Below are 18,837 nucleotides of genomic sequence, written 5' to 3'. Positions count from 1 at the left end.
GAGGTGCCCGGCCGGGCGTCCCTGGTGCGCCCGATCCCCTTGATTCCGGTGTGTTCCCCCGAAGCGAGGTTCTTTTCTACCCCGTCTGGATCAAGACTACGCCTCGGCTTACCCAAGGTCAATAAAGCCGCCCCGGCCATGCGCCGCGGCGGCTTCAACAACCGTTTGCAGTTGATATGCCGTGTCATCACAACACTCCTTTCCGGGCGCGCACCATGCGTACCCTGAAGCCTGTGTCGGTCGCGGCGGTGAAAAGGTTCACGCCGGGGGCACCAGTGGGTGGAATGGCTTGTGCTGCGCCGGGGTTGAACGATGGGCCTGTTCCCACAGCCTGGCAAATGGATTAGTTTTTTCGGGAGTTGGGGGAAAAGCGATGAACCGGAACGTCCCGTCGCGACACACACTCTCGAAGAGCCGGTCATGAGCGGTGCAATGGGCCAGACGTCCGACGCCGAACTCGTGGCCAGAACGGCGCGCGGCGACAAGGCGGCGCTGAGGCTCTTGTTCATGCGTCATCACACGCGGGTCTACCGCTTCGTGATGCGCCAGACGGGATCGGAAACCATGGCGGACGAAATCGCGAATGAAGTGTTTCTGGAGGTGTGGCGTCAGGCGCCCCGCTTCGAGGCGCGCTCGCAGGTCACCACCTGGCTTCTGGGCATTGCCCGCTTCAAGGCGCTTTCCATGTTGCGCAAGCGCCGGGAAAGCGCTCTGGAAGAAGGGCAGGCCGAGGCCGTGCCGGACGGCGCGGACACGCCGGAGGTCGCAACAATGAAGGACGACAAGGCGACGGCGCTGCGCGGCTTCGTCAATGAATTGTCCGAAGAGCACCGCACTGTGGTCGATCTTGCCTATTATCACGGCAAGTCGGTGACCGAGATCGGCGAGATCCTCTCGGTGCCCGTCGCAACGGTAAAAACCAGAATGTTTTACGCCCGCAAGAAGCTTGGAGAAGCGCTGCAGGCGTCAGGATATGATCGAGGCTGGCCATGAGCGAGAACGCACAATCGAACCGGCGCGACCGGCTGGAAGCGCTGCTGCCGTTCTTCCTGAATGGCACGCTCTCGGGAGCTGAGCTGCGTGAGGTGGAAGAATGGCTCGCCTCCGATCCCGAGGCGCTCGCCTCTCTTGCGGAAGCCGAAGGCGAGTATTCGGCAACCCTTGCAGACAATGAGGCAATCCATCCGCCGGCCGATGCGCTGGCGCGCTTCTCGGCGGCGCTGGCCGAAGAGGCCGGGCCTGACCGGGCGGCAGGGCTTACGCTGCGCGAGCGGTTTGCCCGCTTCCTCCCCTCGCTTCCCGTGCAGGCCGCCTGGGTGGCCGCCGGGCTGGCGCTCGCCATTCTCGTCGGTCAGACCGTCTGGCTCAACCTGTCCCAGAACGAGCAACTCTCCGTCGCTGGTGCAGATCGTGAAGCGGCCCCCTTCGTTTTCGTGACCTTCAGGGCCGATGCGTCCATGGCGGACGTGTCGGCGCTGCTCGATGAAAGCGGTGTCGAGATCGCTGCCGGACCGCTGCCGGGCGGGCTCTACCGTGTGCTTGTGCCCGCAGAAACGGCTGCCCAATATGACGGGATCGCTGCCGCGCTGGCGGAGGCAAGCGTGGTGGAAACCGTTGTGACGGGGCGCAGACCTGCCGATGAATAGGCCTCTCACGCGCATTCTGACCGGCATCCTGCTCACCGCCTTCGCTGGCTGTCCCGTATTCGCCCAGACCACGCCCGACCCGCAGGCTGCACCGGACGGGACGCGCGTCGAGACACAGCCCGCCGGGCGTCACGTGGTCTATCTGCCGCAGATGCTGGCCGAGCTTTTCGGGCCTGGAGCGGGCCGCGATGCGCCTGCACAGCCCGCCACACCCGGTGGCGAACCCACGCCGACCCTTCCCACACCCGCCGGGGCAGGAGCCTTTTCCCTGCCGGTCGCGCCGCAGCGCGCCATATCCGGGGCTTTCGTGCCCGACGAAGTGCTTGTCACGCTGGATGGCGATGAAGGCGTGGCGGCCGCCGTTGCCGCGCAGTTCGGGCTTGAACTGCGTTCCGCCCGTGCGTCCACGCTTCTGGGCCGCACCGTTGCGCGGCTTGGCATTCCCGATGGCCGCCCGGTGGGCTTCGTTCTTGCCCAGCTTGCCGGCGATGGCCGGCTGGCGGATCGTGTGCCCAACCATGTTTTCCAGCTTCAGCAGGCGGCGGGCGTGGTGAACTACGCCTTTGAACGCATCGCGCTCGATGCCGGTGCTGCAAGCGGCGAGAATGTGAGCGTGGCGGTCATCGACACCGCACTTGACGGGAACCACCCGGCTTTGAAGGGGCGTGTCGCGGGCACGTTCGATGCGCTGCCCGACATGGAGGTGGCTGACCGGGATCACGGCACATCCATCTCCGGCCTGATCGCCGGCGGCGAGACCTTTCGCGGCATCGCGCCGGGCGTACGCCTGCTTCATGCGCGCGCTTTCGAGAGCGGCGTGTCCAGCACGAATGTGCTGCTCGCCGCACTCGACTGGGCGGTGGAAGAGGGCGCGCAGATCGTGAATATGAGCTTTGTCGGGCCGGAAAACCCGCTCTTTTCCGCTGCCTGCAACAATGCGATGGCGCGTGGCGTCGTTCTGGTGGCTGCGGCCGGCAACAACGGACCGGGCGCGCCTTTCGGTTATCCGGCAGCCTATGAGGATGTGATCGCCGTGACCGCCACCGACGTTCACGACCGGCTGATGGGCCAGGCCAATCGCGGCCGCTACATCGACCTCTCCGCACCGGGCGTAAACGTTGTCGCGCCCATCCCCGGTGGTATGGATGTGGTGACGGGCACGTCTTTCGCCGCCGCGATCGTTTCCGGTGCGATTGCCAATCTCATGCATGCCGGTGAGGACGCCGCGCCCGAAGCGCTGGCGGAACTTCTGCGCACGACTGCGGTGGATCTGGGCGCGCCGGGCCGGGATGAAGAGTTCGGCGATGGTCTTCTGAATGCCAAGGCGGCCATGGCGGAGCGTACCGGCAATTAGTCTCTATTCTGACTTTTTGTGAGGCCGACGGGGGCGATGATGAGGCCATCTTCGTCGCGTGCGCGATGGGCCTTCACGCCATAGATCTCCGCCAGATGCGCTTCCGAAAGCACCGTTTCCGGTGTGCCGAAGGCTGCCAGCCTGCCCTTGTTTAAGAGCATGACCCGGTCGCACCAGCGCGCTGCCAGCGTCAGATCGTGGAGCGATACCAGAACCGTGCGCCCTTCATTCTCTGCAAGCCGCTTCAGCGACTGCATGAGGGTGATCTGATGTGCCGGGTCGAGGCCGGAGGCCGGTTCGTCAGCGATCAGCAGCGGGGTCTGCTGCGCCATGGCGCGCGCCATCAGCACACGCGCCTGCTCGCCGCCTGAAAGCTCGGTGGCGATCCGGTCGGCGAGCGGGGTCACATCGGCCATCTCCATCGCGCGGGCGATGGCCGCTTCATCACCGGCATCCGGGCGACGACCGAAGGTGCGCCAGGGCAGGCGGCCCAGCGCCACCAGATCGCGCACGGTGAGACGCCAGCCAATGATGCGCTGTTGCGGCAGATAGGCGATAAGGCGCGCGCGCGCGGCCGGGCTGATGGAGGTAAGATCGTGCGCGCCGAGCCGCATCGCGCCTTCAGCCGGCAATTGCCCGGTCAGCGCACGCATCAATGTGGACTTGCCTGCGCCATTGGGACCGAGCAGCCCGATCACCTGACCCGGTTCGATGTCGAAGCCGACGCCGTCAAGCACCCGCCTGCCACCAAGCTTGACGCTGATATTGTCCGCCTGCAGCCTCATCACAGCATCTCCCGGCGGGCGCGGATCACGAGCCACAGGAAGAAGGGCGCGCCGATCAGCGCCGTCAGAACGCCGACATTCAGTTCGCCCGCCGGCAAAACGAGCCGGGCGGCAATGTCGGCAGCCAGAAGCAGCGCCGCGCCGCCGAGGCCTGCCGGAAGCAAGAGGCTGCTTGGCATGCGGTTTGTGAGCGGTCGGATCAGATGCGGCACCACGAGGCCGATGAAGCCGATGGTGCCGGCCACCGCCGTCGCCGCTCCCACCGAAAGCGCCACACCGGCAACGATCAGGAAACGCGCGCGGCCCATATGAATGCCGAGATTGCCGGCAGCCTCTTCGCCGAGCGACAGCGCATCGATGGCGCGCGCCGAAAGCGCAATCAGCAGCCAGCCGGCCGCCATCAGCGGCAGGGCAAGCAGCACATGCTCCATGGAGCGGTCCTTGAGCGAGCCCAGCAGCCAGAAGATGATTTCATAGGCGGCGAACGGATTGGGCGAGAGGTTGAGCACCAGAGAGGTCAGCGCGCCGGCAAGGCTCGATAGCGCGACGCCGGCCAGAATGAGTGTGAGCGTGGAGCCCTGACGCGCTGCAATGGCAAGCAGGATGAGCACGGCGGCAAGCGCACCGATCAGCGCCCCGGCGGGCAGCGCGTAGAGCGAGCTTCCCGCAAGCCCCGAATAGAACACGGCGACCGCGCCGAGTGCGGCCATGGACGAAACGCCGATCACGCCGGGTTCGGCGAGCGGGTTGCGCAAAAATCCTTGCAGAACCGCGCCTGAAAGGCCGAGTGAAAAGCCGATGGCAAGGCCGAGCAGGGCGCGCGGAAGGCGGATTTCGCGCATGATGATGGCGGCTGCTTCACCGCCGCCGGCGAAAAGCCCTGCAATGCTGTCTCCGATCCCAAGCGCAGCCGGCCCGACCAGCAGCGACAGGATGAAGAGCGCAAGGGCGAGCATTGCGAGCGAAATGGAGAGCTTCATTGCGTGGCGTCCTGCGGGCAGGGCGCGATTTCGGCGCGCAGGCTTGCCAGCGCGCGCACGGCTTCAATCACGGCGGGCGACCCGCAGGACCATGCGCCGGCAGGCACGAATGCGCCGATGCGCGTGTCGGGCAGCGCGGCAATTGCCGGATGGCGCGGCACATGTTCGCCAAGGGTGGGCGCGCCCTCTGACGCGCTGGTGACGATGACGTCAGGCCGGGCGGCGATGACCTGTTCGAGCGGGAAGGGCGCAACGCCCACCAGTCCGAGATCAGCCGCGAGATTGGCAAAGCCCGCCGCCTGCATAACGGAATCGGCCAGCGTTCCGCTGCCAAGCGCGACCCCGTTCTGATCATAGGCGATCATGGTGGGGCGCATGTCGCACTGGCTTTTTGCGATGGCATCAAGCTCCTGCGAAAAATCCTCGGCCAGCTTCTCGGCCCGCGCTTCCTGACCGAGAAGCGCGCCCATACGGCGGATTTCGCCCGGAATGGTGTCGAGCGTCTGCACGAAGGAAAACTCCTCGATCCTGAAGCCGAGCCGTTTCAGAAGCGCGGTCGTGTTGTGCAGCGAGTAGGTGCCGGTCACCACGAGGTCCGGCTTTTCCAGAAACACCTCTTCGGCAAGACCGCGATTGACGGGAAAATCCTGTGCCTTCTCATGCAGCATGGAAAGGTCCGGCTCGCGGGCAAGGAAGGAAACGGAGATCAGCTGTTCCGGTTCGGCAAGCGTCATGGCCAGCTGATCGGTGCACAGATTGAGCGACATGACCCGCTCGGGCGCAGCTGAAACCGGCGCGATGAGAAGCGCGCCGGCCAGAAATGTCAGGCCGGAAAGGCGGGAGAGGCGTTTCCGGCGCTCATGCATCAGGGCGCGAACTTTGCCTGGAACCCGGCGAACACCGAGAAGCCGGGCGTGTTGTAGCCGCGCACCGTCTGATAATCCTGATCGAGCAGGTTCTCCGCGCGCACATAGAGCTCGGTGTCCTCGGTCGGCTTGTAGGCCACCTTGGCGTTGACCAGCAGGTAATCGTCCAGCTTGAAATTGCCCGTGTCCACCGTGTCGATGGCCGCCTTGGCCGAGGCCGAAATGGTCCATTTCTCGGCAGGCCGAACGTTGGCGACCAGCCCGATCTCGTGGCGCGGCACACGCGGCAGCCGTGCATCGTTCTGATCCACCGAATGCGTGTAGGTGTAGGCTCCGGTGAGGTCGAACCAGTCGGTCGCGGCATAGCTGAGCGAGGCCTCGACACCGCGCATGCGCGACGTGCCGGTGATCTGGTCATACTGGGTCGTGTAACCGATCAGATCGTCGATCTCGAGCTGGAAATAGGTGATGTCGGCGATTGCCCTGTCGTTCCAGAAACGCTGCTCCACGCCAATGTCGAAACCGAAGCTGGTTTCAGGCCGCAGATTGGGGTTTGCCCCGAACGGACCGAAAAGCTCGTTGAGGCTGGGTGCACGGAAGCCGGTTCCCACCGAGCCGTGCAGACGCGTTCCGGTCGCATCGATGAGATAGGAGGCGGTTGCCCGGTATGTGGTGTGCCCGCCGAATTCGCTGTGCTCGTCCTGCCTGAGGCCGGCTGTCAGCGTCAGGTTTTCAACCGGCGTGGCAATGGCCTCGCCCCAGACGCCTGCGATCCAGAAATCGGAATCGATCTGGGGGTTGAACATGCCGGCGGGAAAGACTGCGCTCTGACGTTCGTAATCCGCGCCACCCTGAACCGTCAGCCATTCATTGACGTCGAATGCGCCCAGATAATCGGCCTTGTAGCGGCGACCGTCATAAGAGCCGTCGAACGCGGTGCCGGTGATGGAGCGTTCCAGGTCGAAGGCCTGCACGGAAACCGTGTTGCGGAAGCGGCCGTCCATCAGGTCGAGATTGAAGCCGGCGCGGCCGGCCAGCTGTTTGCTGTGGTTGGTCGCCGTCAGATTGTCGCTCGGCAGAATGGTGCCGAAGCCCTGATTGTCGAACTCGGCTTCCGCGTCGATGTAGAGCGCCGAGCCGAATACGGAGAACACGTCGGAAAATGCATGCTCGGCATTCACGTCGAAGGTGACGTTCTCATAGCCATCGCGCTCCGTGCCCGTAGCCGCAGCCGAAATGCCGTCGGTGCGGTAGCCGGTTGCGTTGATGGAGAGTTTCGACTGTTCGTTCGCCGCCCTGAAACCGTAGGAGCCGCCGACCGTGCCGTGCGAGCCGCCTTCGCCCTGAATGATATGGGCGATGCCCGGTTCGATGTCGCCCAGCGTCGACAGGCTGATCACGCCGGCAATCGCATCGGAGCCGTAAAGCGTGCTCTGCGATCCCTTCAGCACTTCGATGCTCTGCAGGCCGCCCGACAGAAGATACTGGTAGGACGTCTGCACCTGCGGGCTGGTCGGATCGGAAATGTCGATGCCGTTATAGAGCGTCTTCACATAGCGGCGCGGCGCGCCGCGGATCGAAAGGCTGCCCTCTGCGCCAACGCCACCCGGCGATGAGAGGCTCACACCCGGCAGCAGGTCGAGATACTCGACGGCCAGCGGCAGGGACTGTTCCTCGATCTCTTCACGACCCACCACGTTCACCGTCGACCCCACGGTGGATGCCTCTGCCGGTGTGCGGTTGGGCGTGATGACCAGTTTTTCAAGCACATAGTCTTCTGCGCCCGCCATGGTGGCTGAAAGGCCCGTCAGCAACGCCGAAGCGCTGAGCAGGAGCCGGGTGCGATAACGTCTGGATGGCATGCGTGCTCTCCATGAGAATGCTGCTTCTTTTGCTGGAGAGCGATGGCTGTCTGAATCTGTCCCCCGCCAGCGATGACATTTCGTCACCACTGCGAGATCCACAGCCCCGGAAGCGTCCCGCATCCGGTCGGTGACGGCTCAAGGCAGGTTTCCTGGCTCGCGCTTCATCGGCTTCCTCGCCTTCCCGGGGCATTGCACCCAGTGGCATAGGAGGAGCCTCGGCGCTCACAGTTGCGGGAGCAGCCACGGCTGCGGCCTGATCATGCAGGGCCGTTCCGTGTTCCCTTTTCCCCGGCATGCGAGTGCCTGCCGGAGCACCTCAAGCGAACAAAATTCGCTTACCAACTGGCTCCGGCAGCGTCAATTGCGGCCTGTGGGACGGCTGTTCCACCCATAACGGTGCAGGTGGCGGGTATTGTCAGTACAGGTTTCGGAAATTGTTGCGAAATCGGCTCTATTTGTCAGTTTTGCGGCTCATTTGTCGCAAACTCGTCATTTCAACGGTCGAAAAACCTGCAAAACTTACCATTGGCCCCGGTCGTTTTTTGACATCGCTGGCGCGATGGGAAATGCTGAACACAAACTGATAACGGCAAGAAATGGGAGTGCGTCGATGACGTTTTTCAAGAGCAATGGCGAGAAAGTGCCAGCCCGCGTCGCCGAAATGGCGAACGAAGCGCGCGTCGGAAAAATGGACAGACGTGAGTTCCTGGCGCTCGCAAGCGCACTCGGCGCATCGACAGCCGCCGCCTACGGCATGCTCGGCCTTGCCGCGCCCACACATGCGCTCGCTCAGGAGCCCAAGATGGGCGGCACGCTGCGTGTGGCCATGTTCATCAAGGATCCGAAAGACCCGCGCACGGCCGACTGGTCCGAGATCGCAAACGCCATGCGCCAGACGCTTGAACCGCTGGTGAAATACACGCGCGACTTCACCTTTGAGGGCCGGCTTCTGGAGAGCTGGGAGGTCAACGAAGACGCCACCGAGTACATTCTCCACGTGCGTCCGGGCGTGACCTGGAACAATGGCGACGCCTTTACCGCAGACGATGTGATCTACAACTTCAACCGCTGGTGCGATCAGACGGTGGAGGGCAACTCCATGCCCGCCCGCATGGCTGCACTCATCGATCCGGAGACCAAGAAGGCGCGCGAAGGCGCGATCGAGAAGGTCGACGACATGACGGTGAAGCTCAACCTGTCAGCCCCTGACATTTCCATCATTCCCGGCATGGCCGACTATCCGGGCCTGATCGTGCATCCGAGCTTTGATGAGACGGGCCGTGATTTCATCGCCAATCCCATCGGCACCGGTCCCTTCGAACTCGTTTCATACGAAGTGGGCAACCGCGTCGAACTGAAGAAGCGCGAAGACGGCAAGTGGTGGGGCGGCGAGGCCTATCTCGATGGCATCGAGTTCATCGATTACGGCACCGATCCATCGGCCATGGTAAGCGCCTTTGAATCCGGCGAGATCCACACCAATTACGAGACCACCGCCGATTTCGTGGACATTCTCGACGCCATTGGCCTGGTCAAGTCCGAGGTCACCACGGCAACGACGATTGTGGCCCGCACCAATGTCAACAACAAGCCGTATGACGATGAGCGGGTGCGCCGCGCGCTGCAGATGGCCGTGGACAACGCCACAGTTCTGGCGCTTGGCTACGACAATGCCGGTGAGGTGGCCGAGAACCACCATGTTTGCCCGATCCATCCCGAATATGCGGAACTGCCCAAGATCGAGCGCAATGTGGACGCGGCCAAGGCGCTGATGGAAGAGGCCGGCCAGATGGAGCATGAGCACGAGCTGATCTCGGTCGACGAGGACTGGCACAAGAATACCGGCGACGCCATTGCCGCACAGCTTCGCGAGGCGGGTTTCAAGGTCAAGCGCACCGTTCTGCCGGGTTCGACCTTCTGGAACGACTGGACGAAATACCCGCTGTCCATGACCAACTGGAACATGCGTCCGCTCGGCATTCAGGTGGTCGCGCTCGCTTATCGCACCGGCGAGGCGTGGAACGAGTCCGCCTATTCCAATCCCGAACTCGACAAGCTGATCGAACAGGCGCTGGCCATTCCGGACCCCGACAGCCGCCGCGAGGTGATGAAGCAGATCGAAGAGATCCTTCAGGGCTCCGGCATCATCATCCAGCCCTATTGGCGCAAACTCTACAATCACTCCGTGGAGACCGTGATGAACCACGGCATGCACCAGACCTTCGAGATCGACCTGGAAAAGGTCTGGCTCGACGAGGGCTGAGACCCGGAACAGGGGGCCGCACGGGCCCCCATTTGCGCAGGCAACCAACAACAACCTCCGTAAACGGGGGAAGGGGAAACCGTGCTTGGATTTATTCTGAGACGTATGGGCGTCATGGCATTGACGATGCTGTGCCTGACCCTTGTCGTGTTCTTTCTGGTCAATCTGGAGCCCAATCTCAAGAAGCTAGCGATCAGCCAGCTCGACATGCGCTCCTCGGCTGAAGAGCTTGAAAGCTGGCTTGAGAAGAACGGCTACCGGCAGAATTTCTTTGTGCGCTATGGCCAATGGCTCGGCGTCGTCCAGAAACAGCCCAACATCGACCCCGAAACGGGCGTCGCCACGCCACGGTTTTCCTATTGCGACGAACCCGCCGAACCCTATTACGGCGGCATTCTGCAGGGTGATTTCGGCTGCTCCACCAAGTTCAAGGTGCCGGTGGCCGAAAAACTCTTTCCGGCACTGGGCGCCACCGGCATCCTCATGTTCTGGGTGATGGTGGTGATGGTGCCCGTGGCGCTTCTGATCGGCGTTCTGGCCGGAATGCGGGAGGGCAGCCGCACTGACCGCACCCTTTCGGTCGCCTCCATCGCCACCACGGCGACGCCCGAATATGTGTCGGGCGTGATCTTCGCCGTCATCTTCGCTTCCTGGCTCGGCTGGCTCAACGGCTCCGCCGCCACTGCCACGCGGCAGGGCATTTCGTTCTACAATTTCACCCTGCCGGTCATGACCATGGCGATCTACGGCATCGGCTATATCGCGCGCATGACGCGGGCCTCGATGGTCGAGGTGATGACGCAGCAATACATCCGCACGGCGCGCCTCAAGGGGCTCGGCTTCCGCACCGTCGTGCTCAAACACGCGCTGCGCAATGCGCTGATCGCACCGTTCACGGTCATCATGCTCCAGTTCCCCTGGCTTTTGACCGGCGTTGTCATCGTCGAGGTGATGTTCCGTTATCAGGGGTTTGGCTTCACGCTGGTGGAGGCGGCGAGCAACAACGACATCGACCTGTTGCTCGGCTGCTCTCTGGTCTCGGTTTTCGTGGTTTTGTCGACGCAGCTCATTTCCGATGTCGGCTATGCCTATCTCAATCCGCGCATCCGCGTGCAGTAGGGAGGACGCGCGATGCAAGTGGATTATCTTGGAACTTTCGGCATCATTCTTGGCGTTCTGGCGCGCTTCTGGCCGGTCTGGGTGGCGCTGGCGATCATTCTGGTTTTAAGCCTGCGCTTTCGCAGCCGGCTCGGCCTCTACGGCCAGCTTTTCGACACGGGCGTTGGCATTACCGGCGTCATGATCTGCTGCTTCTGGCTGTTCACCGCAATCTTCGCCGGCACGGTCGCCCCCTTCGACCCGCTGGCGCAGTTCCCGATCATGAAGAACGTGCTGCCCGGCGCCATCGAGCCGGAGACGGGACAGGCTTTCCTCTTCGGTGGCGACAGGCTCGCGCGTGACGTCTTTTCACGCATGGTCTATGGCAGCCAGATCGTGCTGATCATCGCCCCGGCGGCCACGCTGTTTGCGCTGATGGTGGGCACCACGCTTGGTCTGCCCGCCGGCTATTATGGCGGGCGCATCGACAGTCTCCTGTCGTTCCTCGCCAATCTGGTGCTGGCCTTCCCGGTCATCCTGCTCTTCTATCTGCTGGTCACGCCGGGCATCCGCGAAACACCGATCCCGCAATGGATGGCGGGCACCTTCTTCATATTCCCGATCATCTTTTTCGTGACGTTGTTCTGGACGCGCTATCGCAGCCGCCCGCAATTGCTGGCCATCCAGCTCGCGCTGACGCTTCTGATCGGCGGCTGGATCTATGTCGGCCTCGTCTTCGACGCCGATCCGCTCGGCATCATCTCGATCAGCTCCAACCAGCTCAACATCTTCGTTGCGGTGGTGTTTGCTTCATCGCCCGGCGTTTTCCGCATCGTGCGGGGCCTCGTCATGGACATCAAGACGCGGGACTATGTGGCCGCCGCCCAGACGCGGGGTGAAACGCCCTGGTACATCATGCTCTGGGAAGTGCTGCCCAATGCGCGCGGGCCGCTCATTGTCGATGTGTGCCTGCGCATCGGCTACACAACCATTCTGCTCGGCACGCTTGGCTATTTCGGCCTCGGTCTTGCGCCCGAAAGTCCCGACTGGGGCACCGGCATCAAGGAATCGAGCCGCCTTCTGCGCGCCTATGTGCATCCTGCGCTTCCGCCCGTTTTCGCCCTCATGTCCTTCGTTCTGGGGCTGAACCTGCTCGCCGATGCGCTGCGTGAGCAATCGCTGAAGGATTGAGTGGATGAACACTGAAAGCGACGCCATGAACGAAGCCATCAGCACGACGCGCAGCGTGAATGCTGACGAACCGATCCTCGAGATCGAGAACCTGTCCATCTCCTTCTTCACGCGGGCCGGTGAGATACCGGCGGTGATGGATTTTTCCTGCAGGGTCATGCCGGGCGAGGCCATGGGCATTGTCGGCGAATCCGGCTGCGGCAAGTCCACCGTGGCGCTCGGCATCATGCGCGATCTCTCCAATGTGGGGCAGATCGTCGGCGGCCGCATCCGCTTCAAGGGGCGGGACATGGCCGGGATGAGCGAGGAGGAGTTGCGCCAGATCCGCGGCAACGAGATCGCCATGATCTATCAGGAGCCGATGGCGAGCCTGAACCCGGCCATGAAGATCGGCAAACAGCTCATGGAAGTGCCAATCATCCATGACCGTGTGTCGAAGGATGAAGCCTGGAACCGCGCCCTGGAGATGGTGGAGGCCGTTCGCCTGCCGGACCCGGAGCGCATCATGCGCTCGTTCCCGCACCAGCTTTCAGGCGGCCAGCAACAGCGCATCGTCATCGCCATGGCGCTTCTGTCAAAGCCGGCACTGCTTCTTCTGGATGAGCCGACCACCGCGCTCGATGTCACGGTCGAGGCGGGCATCGTGGAACTGGTGAAGGGGCTCGGCAAGAAATACGGCACGTCGATGATCTTCGTGTCGCACAATCTGGGCCTGATCCTGGAAACCTGCGACCGCGTCACCGTCATGTATTCCGGCGAGGCGGTGGAAACGGGCCGCGTCGAGGATGTCTTCGACCGCATGAGGCACCCCTATACACAGGGCCTGTTCCGCTCGATCCCGTTGCCCGGCGCAGACAAGAACGCCCGGCCGCTGATCGCCATCCCCGGCCAGTTGCCGCTGCCGCATGAGCGTCCTGATGGCTGTAATTTCGGCCCACGCTGCCAGCACTTCAAGGCGGGCCTGTGCGATGCCGGCGATATTCCCATGCGCGCGATCGAGGGGCATGAGCAGCACCGTTCGCGCTGCGTGCGTTTCGACGATATCGACTGGAAGGCACTGCCGGAGGGGGCGCTTGTGGAGCAGGAGCCCGTCGCGCCCGGCGCTCCCATGCTGCGGATCGAGAATCTCAAAAAGTACTATCACGTTGCCGCAAACAGCATTTTCGGCGGTGGCGACACCAAGACGGTGAAGGCCAACGAGCAGATCAGCTTCGAGGCGCGCGAGTCCGAGACGGTGGCCATCGTTGGCGAATCCGGCTGCGGAAAGTCGACGCTCGCCAAGGTGCTTCTGGGGCTTGAAACGGCGACCGATGGCAGGGTGATGCTCGGCAATGAACCGATCCAGGCGACGCCGGTCGAAGACCGCTCCACCGGCACGGTCGCCAGCATCCAGATGGTGTTCCAGAACCCGTTCGACACGCTCAATCCGAGCCATTCCGTCGGCTCGCAGATCATCCGCACGCTGGAAAAATTCAACATCGGGAAGACGCTGGCCGACCGAAAGCAGCGCATGCTGGAGCTGCTCGACCTGGTCAAGCTGCCGCGCGCCTTCGCCGAGCGCATGCCACGCCAGCTTTCGGGCGGTCAGAAGCAGCGCATAGGCGTCGCCCGGGCCTTTGCCGGAAATGCAAAGGTTGTTGTGGCAGACGAGCCGGTCTCCGCGCTCGATGTTTCGGTGCAGGCGGCGGTGACCGAGCTGCTGATGGATATCCAGCGCAAGAACAAGACGACCATGCTGTTCATCAGCCACGATCTCTCGGTCGTGCGCTATCTCGCCGACCGGGTGGTGGTCATGTATCTCGGCCACATTGTCGAGCAGGGCACGACCGACCAGATATTCGCGCCGCCCTACCACCCCTATACGGAGGCGCTTCTTTCCGCGATCCCCATCGCCGATACCTCGGTGCGCAAGAAGCACATCGTTCTGGAAGGGGACATACCCTCAGCCATGAACCCGCCCTCGGGCTGCCCGTTCCAGACGCGCTGCCGCTACAAGGATCAGGTTCCGGGCGGGAAGTGCGAGCGCGAGGTGCCGCCGCTGAAGGATCTGGGCAATGGCCATTTCAGCCTGTGCTGGCTGGATGATGCAACGCTTGCGGGCATGGAGCCGGTCATCAGCTTCGACGCGCCATCGGATTGATCGGCGCGCCCGGCCGGAGGGCGGGCCGTGGCGTTTGCGCCGCGCGCCCTGTCTGCGCCTGTCGTCAACATCATCGTTTTGTTCAATGACTTCTGGATATGCGGCTGATTTTCCATCACTTTGCGCCGACTAACCGGATTGCAACAGGAGATTCGCATGCCCTCGGGGTTCTTCCGCTTCCTTCTCATGGCGTTCGCCGCTCTTGGCCTGGCGGCCGTGCTGTCGGTTCCGGCGCGCGCGCAGCAGAATGTTCAGGCAGTGGTCACGACCGATCTCAACATGCGCGAAGGCCCCGGCACGCGCTATCGCGTGGTTCTGACCATTCCGAATGGCGCGCGCGTGGTGACGCTGCGCTGTACTGATCGTTACGAATGGTGCGAAGTGGGTTATGCGGGGCGCACGGGCTGGGTTTCCGCGCGCTATCTGCGCGACACAAGGCCGGCTTACAGGGATCGCCCGATCTCCGATATCGGATCGACGCTCGGGCTCAAACTGTTTGATTTCGTCATGCGCGAGCTGGATGATCGCCGCCGTGACGACACCGCCTTCGACAATGATGACCGTTTCGACGGCGACCGCCGGCCGACCCCGCGCAATGTATGCTTTTACGACCGTCCGAACTTTCAGGGCCGCCGTCTCTGCGCCGGCATTGGCGACGATGCGCGCGTGATGGATCGCAATTGGGATGGCCGCGTGGCCTCGATCCGCGTTGGCGAGCGCACCTCCGTCGAGATTTGCTCAAGGATCGACTATGCCGGTCGCTGCGATCTCCTCACCCGTGATGTGCCTTCTCTGCGCCGGGGCGACACGGTTTCGTCCTTCCGGGTCTATCGCCGCCGGCCGGGCGACGAGGGCAGCTACGACCGGGTCCGCCGCGCCTGTTTCTACGAGCGTGTCGATTTCCGGGGCGCGAGCATCTGTTTCGATGCCGGTGACGGCACGGCGCGCCTGCCGCGCGAATGGAACAACCGCATCTCCTCGGTGACGCTTGAGGGCGGTGCCGAGGCGCGTGTCTGCGAGCGGCGCAATTTTGGCGGCTGGTGTGAAACCATCCGTCGCGACACCCGCCGACTGCGCGACATTTACAACGACGACATCAGTTCCATCGAGGTCTTCTGATCGGCCATTGCAGGGCCGTCCGCATCGCAAACGCCGCCCTTGCCGGGCGGCGTTTTTTGTTTGATATCCGCGGCTTGTAAATATGAATAAGAAATTCATGTTTTAATTCAAGAGGATGCGGCGGGGCCAAAAATTTGACCGATTGATAAAAAAAAGAAACTGCGCTAGCCTTTCCCCAATAATAAAAGGGGAATACGGAATGGCTGATGGTCTCTACGCGGACGGCATCGCCGCCGGCCGCCTTTCCGGTGAGGAATACGAAAAGAACTTCGCCGACCTGCATCCACCGCTCGACCGCCATGAGGCGGCCGTCGAGGCGGACAGGTGCTACTTCTGCTTCGATGCGCCGTGCACCACGGCGTGTCCGACATCGATCGACATACCCATGTTCATCCGGCAGATCGCGACGGACAATCCGTTGGGTTCGGCCAGAACGATCTTCGACCAGAACATTCTGGGCGGCATGTGCGCCCGCGTCTGTCCCACAGAGACCCTCTGCGAGGAGGCCTGCGTGCGTGAGGAGGCAGAGGGCAAGCCGGTCCAGATCGGCAGGCTCCAGCGCTATGCCACGGACGCGGCCATGGAGGCTGACGCGCAGTTCTATGAACGCGCTGCTCCAACCGGCAAGAGCGTTGCCATTGTCGGGGCAGGGCCCGCAGGCCTTGCCTGTGCGCACCGTCTGGCCATGCATGGTCATGACGTGACGATCCTTGAGGCGCGGCCCAAGCCCGGCGGGCTCAACGAGTTCGGCATCGCCGCCTACAAGACGCCCAATGGCTTCGCCCAGGCCGAGGTCGATTACCTGATGGCCATTGGCGGCATCCGTCTTGAGGAAGGAAAGGCGCTGGGGCGTGATTTTTCGCTTGGCGATTTAACGCGTGATCACGACGCCGTCTTTCTTGGCATGGGGCTTGCCGGCGTCAATGCGCTCGGTGCGGAAGGCGAAGCGGCTGACGGCGTCGAGAGCGCGGTCGACTACATTGCCCATCTGCGTCAGGCGAGGGATCTCGCCAGCCTGCCGGTCGGTCGGCGTGTCGTCGTCATCGGCGGCGGCATGACGGCCATCGACGCAGCCGTACAGGCGCGGCTTCTGGGCGCGGAGGAGGTCACGATCTGCTACCGGCGCGGCCAGGAACACATGAACGCTTCGGCGTTCGAGCAGGATCTGGCGGCGTCCAAAGGCGTCACCATAAGGCACTGGCTCCAGCCAACGCGCATCATCGCCGACAATGGCCGGGTGAGCGGCATTGAGCTTGAATACACGGCGCTGAAGGCCGGCAGGCTTTCAGGCACCGGCGAAACGCTGACGCTGCGCGCCGATCAGGTCTTCAAGGCCATTGGCCAGTCCTTTGAGGCAGGCGTTCTCAACGGCAGCACCGCGTCGGTTGAGCTTGAAGGGCGTCGCATCAAGACCGATGCGGAAGGGCGCACCTCCATGCCGAACGTCTGGGCCGGTGGCGATTGCATCGCCGGCGGCGACGATCTCACCGTATCGGCGGTCGCGCAGGGGCGCGACGCAGCCGAGAGCATTCATCGCGCATTGGCCGGCTGAGGAGCGGAAAACCCATGGCAGACATTCGCAGCAATTTCGTCGGCATCAAGTCTCCCAATCCCTTCTGGCTTGCTTCCGCACCACCCACAGACAAGGCCTACAATGTCGAGCGCGCCTTCAAGGCGGGCTGGGGCGGCGTCGTCTGGAAGACACTGGGCGAGGAGGGACCTCCGGTCGTCAATGTCAACGGACCCCGCTACGGCGCGATCTGGGGTGCAGACCGCCGGCTTCTCGGCCTCAACAACATCGAGCTCATCACCGACCGCGACCTTTATCTGAACCTGCGCGAAATCAAGCAGGTGAAGAAGAGCTGGCCGGACCGGGCGCTCATCGTTTCGCTCATGGTGCCGTGTGAGGAGCAGGCATGGAAAGCCATCCTTCCGCTCGTGGAAGAGACGGAAGCCGATGGCATCGAGCTCAATTTCGGCTGTCCGCACGGTATGAGCGAGCGCGGCATGGGCGCAGCCGTTGGCCAGGTGCCCGAATATGTCGAGATGGTGGTGCGCTGGTGCAAGCAGAACACGCGCATGCCCGTCATCACCAAGCTCACGCCCAACATCACCGATGTGCGCCAGCCCGCCCGCGCGGCCCATGCCGGCGGAACGGATGCGGTGTCGCTCATCAACACGATCAATTCCATCACCTCGGTCAATCTCGACAATTTCGCGCCCGAACCCACCATTGACGGCAAGGGCTCCCATGGCGGCTATTGCGGCCCGGCGGTGAAGCCCATCGCGCTCAACATGGTGGCCGAGATCGCCCGCGATCCGCAGACCGCTGGCCTGCCCATCTCCGGCATTGGTGGCATCACCACATGGCGCGATGCCGCCGAGTTTCTGGCGCTGGGGTCCGGTACGGTTCAGGTCTGCACCGCCGCCATGACCTACGGCTTCAAGATCGTCGAGGAGATGATCGAGGGGCTTGAAAACTGGATGGACGCCAAGGGGCACGCCACGCTCGATGACGTGATCGGCCGCGCGGCGCCCAATGTTACCGACTGGCAGTATCTGAACCTCAACTATGTCACCAAGGCGCGCATTGATCAGGACCAGTGCATCAAATGCGGTCGCTGCCACATCGCCTGCGAGGACACGTCTCATCAGGCAATCACGGCCATGGTCGACGGCAAGCGTCATTTCGAGGTGATCGAAGAGGAGTGCGTCGGCTGCAATCTGTGCGTCAATGTCTGTCCGGTGGAGGGCTGCATCGACATGGTGCCGCTGGCCGCCGGGGCGCTCGACAAGCGCACGGGCGAGAAGGTCGAGCCGGTCTACGCCAACTGGACGACGCATCCGAACAACCCTTCCAAAGTGGCTGCGGAATAGGTCTGACGGCGGCGGTTATCCGCCGCCGTTTTTCTTTGAGCGTGTGTCAGGAAGTGGCAGAAGCAACGTCTATTCCTATTGCGGATAATTATTATCCAGGATATATGTTATCCGCAATAGGGAGGTCGACATGAAACTGAGTGAAGGCGTTGAGGCGGCGATCCATTGCGCCACGCTTCTTGCGCAGCTGGAAGAGGGGCGCACCATGCCGGCCAGCGCGCTTGCCGAATATCACGGCCTCTCGCCAAGTTATCTGCTCAAACATTTGAAAACGCTGACGGCCGCCCGCATTCTGGAATCGGTTTCCGGGCCCCATGGCGGCTATCGTCTGGCGCGGTCGGCGGATGCGATCACCCTGCTGGACGTGGTGCTTGCCATCGAGGGACCGCAGCCGGCCTTTCGCTGTGCGGAGATCCGCCAGCGCGGGCCGGGTGCGCTGGAACCCGAGGTCTATGCCGCGCCCTGCAACATCAACGCCGCCATGCTGCGCGCCGAGCAGGCCTATCGCGCCGAGCTGCGCAAGACGCGGCTGAGTGACGTGATCTCCGACTATCTGGGGGAGGCCGATCCGCGCGCGCTCGCCTTCAGCTGCGCCTTCGTTGCGCGAAACCAGCGTCCGCAGGGCTGACGCCATCTTCTGAAATGGAAAGGAC

Annotated in this window: 15 protein-coding genes and 1 riboswitch; of the genes, 11 read left to right on the top strand and 4 right to left on the bottom strand. The window is 63.0% G+C overall.

The annotated features are described in order from the left end of the window. The first annotated feature begins 420 nt into the window (after positions 1 to 420). From ACRTG1_RS11770 to ACRTG1_RS11760, 3 genes are read left to right on the top strand one after another with little or no spacing between them, the layout of a single operon-like run. The gene (locus ACRTG1_RS11770) at positions 421 to 993 is read left to right on the top strand and encodes a sigma-70 family RNA polymerase sigma factor (RefSeq protein WP_206548176.1); all 573 of its coding nucleotides are present in this window, start codon (positions 421 to 423) and stop codon (positions 991 to 993) included. Beyond that, positions 990 to 1,646, top strand: coding sequence for a hypothetical protein (locus ACRTG1_RS11765; RefSeq protein WP_432516326.1), 657 nt, complete (start codon positions 990 to 992; stop codon positions 1,644 to 1,646). Before ACRTG1_RS11770 ends, ACRTG1_RS11765 begins: the two co-directional genes overlap by 4 nt. Further along, a complete protein-coding gene (locus tag ACRTG1_RS11760) occupies positions 1,639 to 3,000 on the top strand; it encodes a S8 family serine peptidase (protein ID WP_432516325.1) in 1,362 nt (453 codons plus the stop codon). Before ACRTG1_RS11765 ends, ACRTG1_RS11760 begins: the two co-directional genes overlap by 8 nt. On the opposite strand, the gene ACRTG1_RS11755 is transcribed toward ACRTG1_RS11760, so the two are convergent. From ACRTG1_RS11755 to ACRTG1_RS11740, 4 genes are read right to left on the bottom strand one after another with little or no spacing between them, the layout of a single operon-like run. Beyond that, a complete protein-coding gene (locus tag ACRTG1_RS11755) occupies positions 2,997 to 3,785 on the bottom strand; it encodes an ABC transporter ATP-binding protein (RefSeq protein WP_432516324.1) in 789 nt (262 codons plus the stop codon). The genes ACRTG1_RS11760 and ACRTG1_RS11755 overlap by 4 nt on opposite strands. Beyond that, positions 3,785 to 4,765, bottom strand: a complete 981-nt coding sequence (locus ACRTG1_RS11750; protein WP_206543940.1) for a FecCD family ABC transporter permease — start codon at positions 4,763 to 4,765, stop codon at positions 3,785 to 3,787. Before ACRTG1_RS11750 ends, ACRTG1_RS11755 begins: the two co-directional genes overlap by 1 nt. Beyond that, the gene (locus tag ACRTG1_RS11745) at positions 4,762 to 5,631 is read right to left on the bottom strand and encodes an ABC transporter substrate-binding protein (RefSeq protein ID WP_432516323.1); all 870 of its coding nucleotides are present in this window, start codon (positions 5,629 to 5,631) and stop codon (positions 4,762 to 4,764) included. Before ACRTG1_RS11745 ends, ACRTG1_RS11750 begins: the two co-directional genes overlap by 4 nt. Further along, on the bottom strand, positions 5,631 to 7,493 hold the full coding sequence (locus ACRTG1_RS11740; RefSeq protein ID WP_432516322.1) for a TonB-dependent receptor plug domain-containing protein: 1,863 nt from the start codon (positions 7,491 to 7,493) through the stop codon (positions 5,631 to 5,633). The genes ACRTG1_RS11745 and ACRTG1_RS11740 overlap by 1 nt, the downstream gene beginning before the upstream one ends. A 125-nt stretch (positions 7,494 to 7,618) precedes the next feature. Next, positions 7,619 to 7,830: riboswitch (cobalamin riboswitch) on the bottom strand. Between the two features lie 276 nt (positions 7,831 to 8,106). Here ACRTG1_RS11740 and ACRTG1_RS11735 point away from each other — a divergent pair. The 8 genes from ACRTG1_RS11735 to ACRTG1_RS11700 all read left to right on the top strand — a co-directional run bounded on the left by ACRTG1_RS11735 (position 8,107) and on the right by ACRTG1_RS11700 (position 18,812). Continuing rightward, positions 8,107 to 9,759 carry an ABC transporter substrate-binding protein gene (locus ACRTG1_RS11735; RefSeq protein ID WP_113155707.1) on the top strand — a complete coding sequence of 551 codons (1,653 nt, stop codon included), beginning with the start codon at positions 8,107 to 8,109 and terminating at the stop codon, positions 9,757 to 9,759. Between the two features lie 81 nt (positions 9,760 to 9,840). After that, the gene (locus ACRTG1_RS11730; protein ID WP_206543936.1) at positions 9,841 to 10,878 is read left to right on the top strand and encodes an ABC transporter permease; all 1,038 of its coding nucleotides are present in this window, start codon (positions 9,841 to 9,843) and stop codon (positions 10,876 to 10,878) included. A 12-nt stretch (positions 10,879 to 10,890) separates the two neighbouring features. Then, positions 10,891 to 12,048 (top strand): ABC transporter permease, encoded by a 1,158-nt coding sequence (locus tag ACRTG1_RS11725; protein ID WP_113155705.1) that lies wholly within the window; start codon positions 10,891 to 10,893, stop codon positions 12,046 to 12,048. Between the two features lie 25 nt (positions 12,049 to 12,073). Beyond that, a complete protein-coding gene (locus tag ACRTG1_RS11720) occupies positions 12,074 to 14,188 on the top strand; it encodes a dipeptide ABC transporter ATP-binding protein (RefSeq protein ID WP_432516336.1) in 2,115 nt (704 codons plus the stop codon). A 156-nt stretch (positions 14,189 to 14,344) separates the two neighbouring features. Further along, positions 14,345 to 15,307 carry a peptidase inhibitor family I36 protein gene (locus ACRTG1_RS11715; protein ID WP_297563949.1) on the top strand — a complete coding sequence of 321 codons (963 nt, stop codon included), beginning with the start codon at positions 14,345 to 14,347 and terminating at the stop codon, positions 15,305 to 15,307. A gap of 199 nt (positions 15,308 to 15,506) precedes the next feature. Further along, complete coding sequence (locus ACRTG1_RS11710) at positions 15,507 to 16,859, top strand: NAD(P)-dependent oxidoreductase (protein ID WP_432516321.1); 1,353 nt, start codon at positions 15,507 to 15,509, stop codon at positions 16,857 to 16,859. A gap of 14 nt (positions 16,860 to 16,873) precedes the next feature. Next, the gene (gene preA, locus ACRTG1_RS11705; protein WP_432516320.1) at positions 16,874 to 18,184 is read left to right on the top strand and encodes an NAD-dependent dihydropyrimidine dehydrogenase subunit PreA; all 1,311 of its coding nucleotides are present in this window, start codon (positions 16,874 to 16,876) and stop codon (positions 18,182 to 18,184) included. Positions 18,185 to 18,314: 130 nt separating this feature from the next. Further along, a complete protein-coding gene (locus tag ACRTG1_RS11700; protein WP_113155701.1) occupies positions 18,315 to 18,812 on the top strand; it encodes an RrF2 family transcriptional regulator in 498 nt (165 codons plus the stop codon). Positions 18,813 to 18,837 lie beyond the last annotated feature (25 nt).

The sequence above is a fragment of the Nitratireductor sp. PBL-C9 genome, from assembly GCF_050877045.1.
Lineage (GTDB): Bacteria > Pseudomonadota > Alphaproteobacteria > Rhizobiales > Rhizobiaceae > Nitratireductor > Nitratireductor aquimarinus.
The sequence above is the reverse complement of the archived record's forward strand: the minus strand, read 5'-3'. Positions and strand labels throughout refer to the sequence as shown.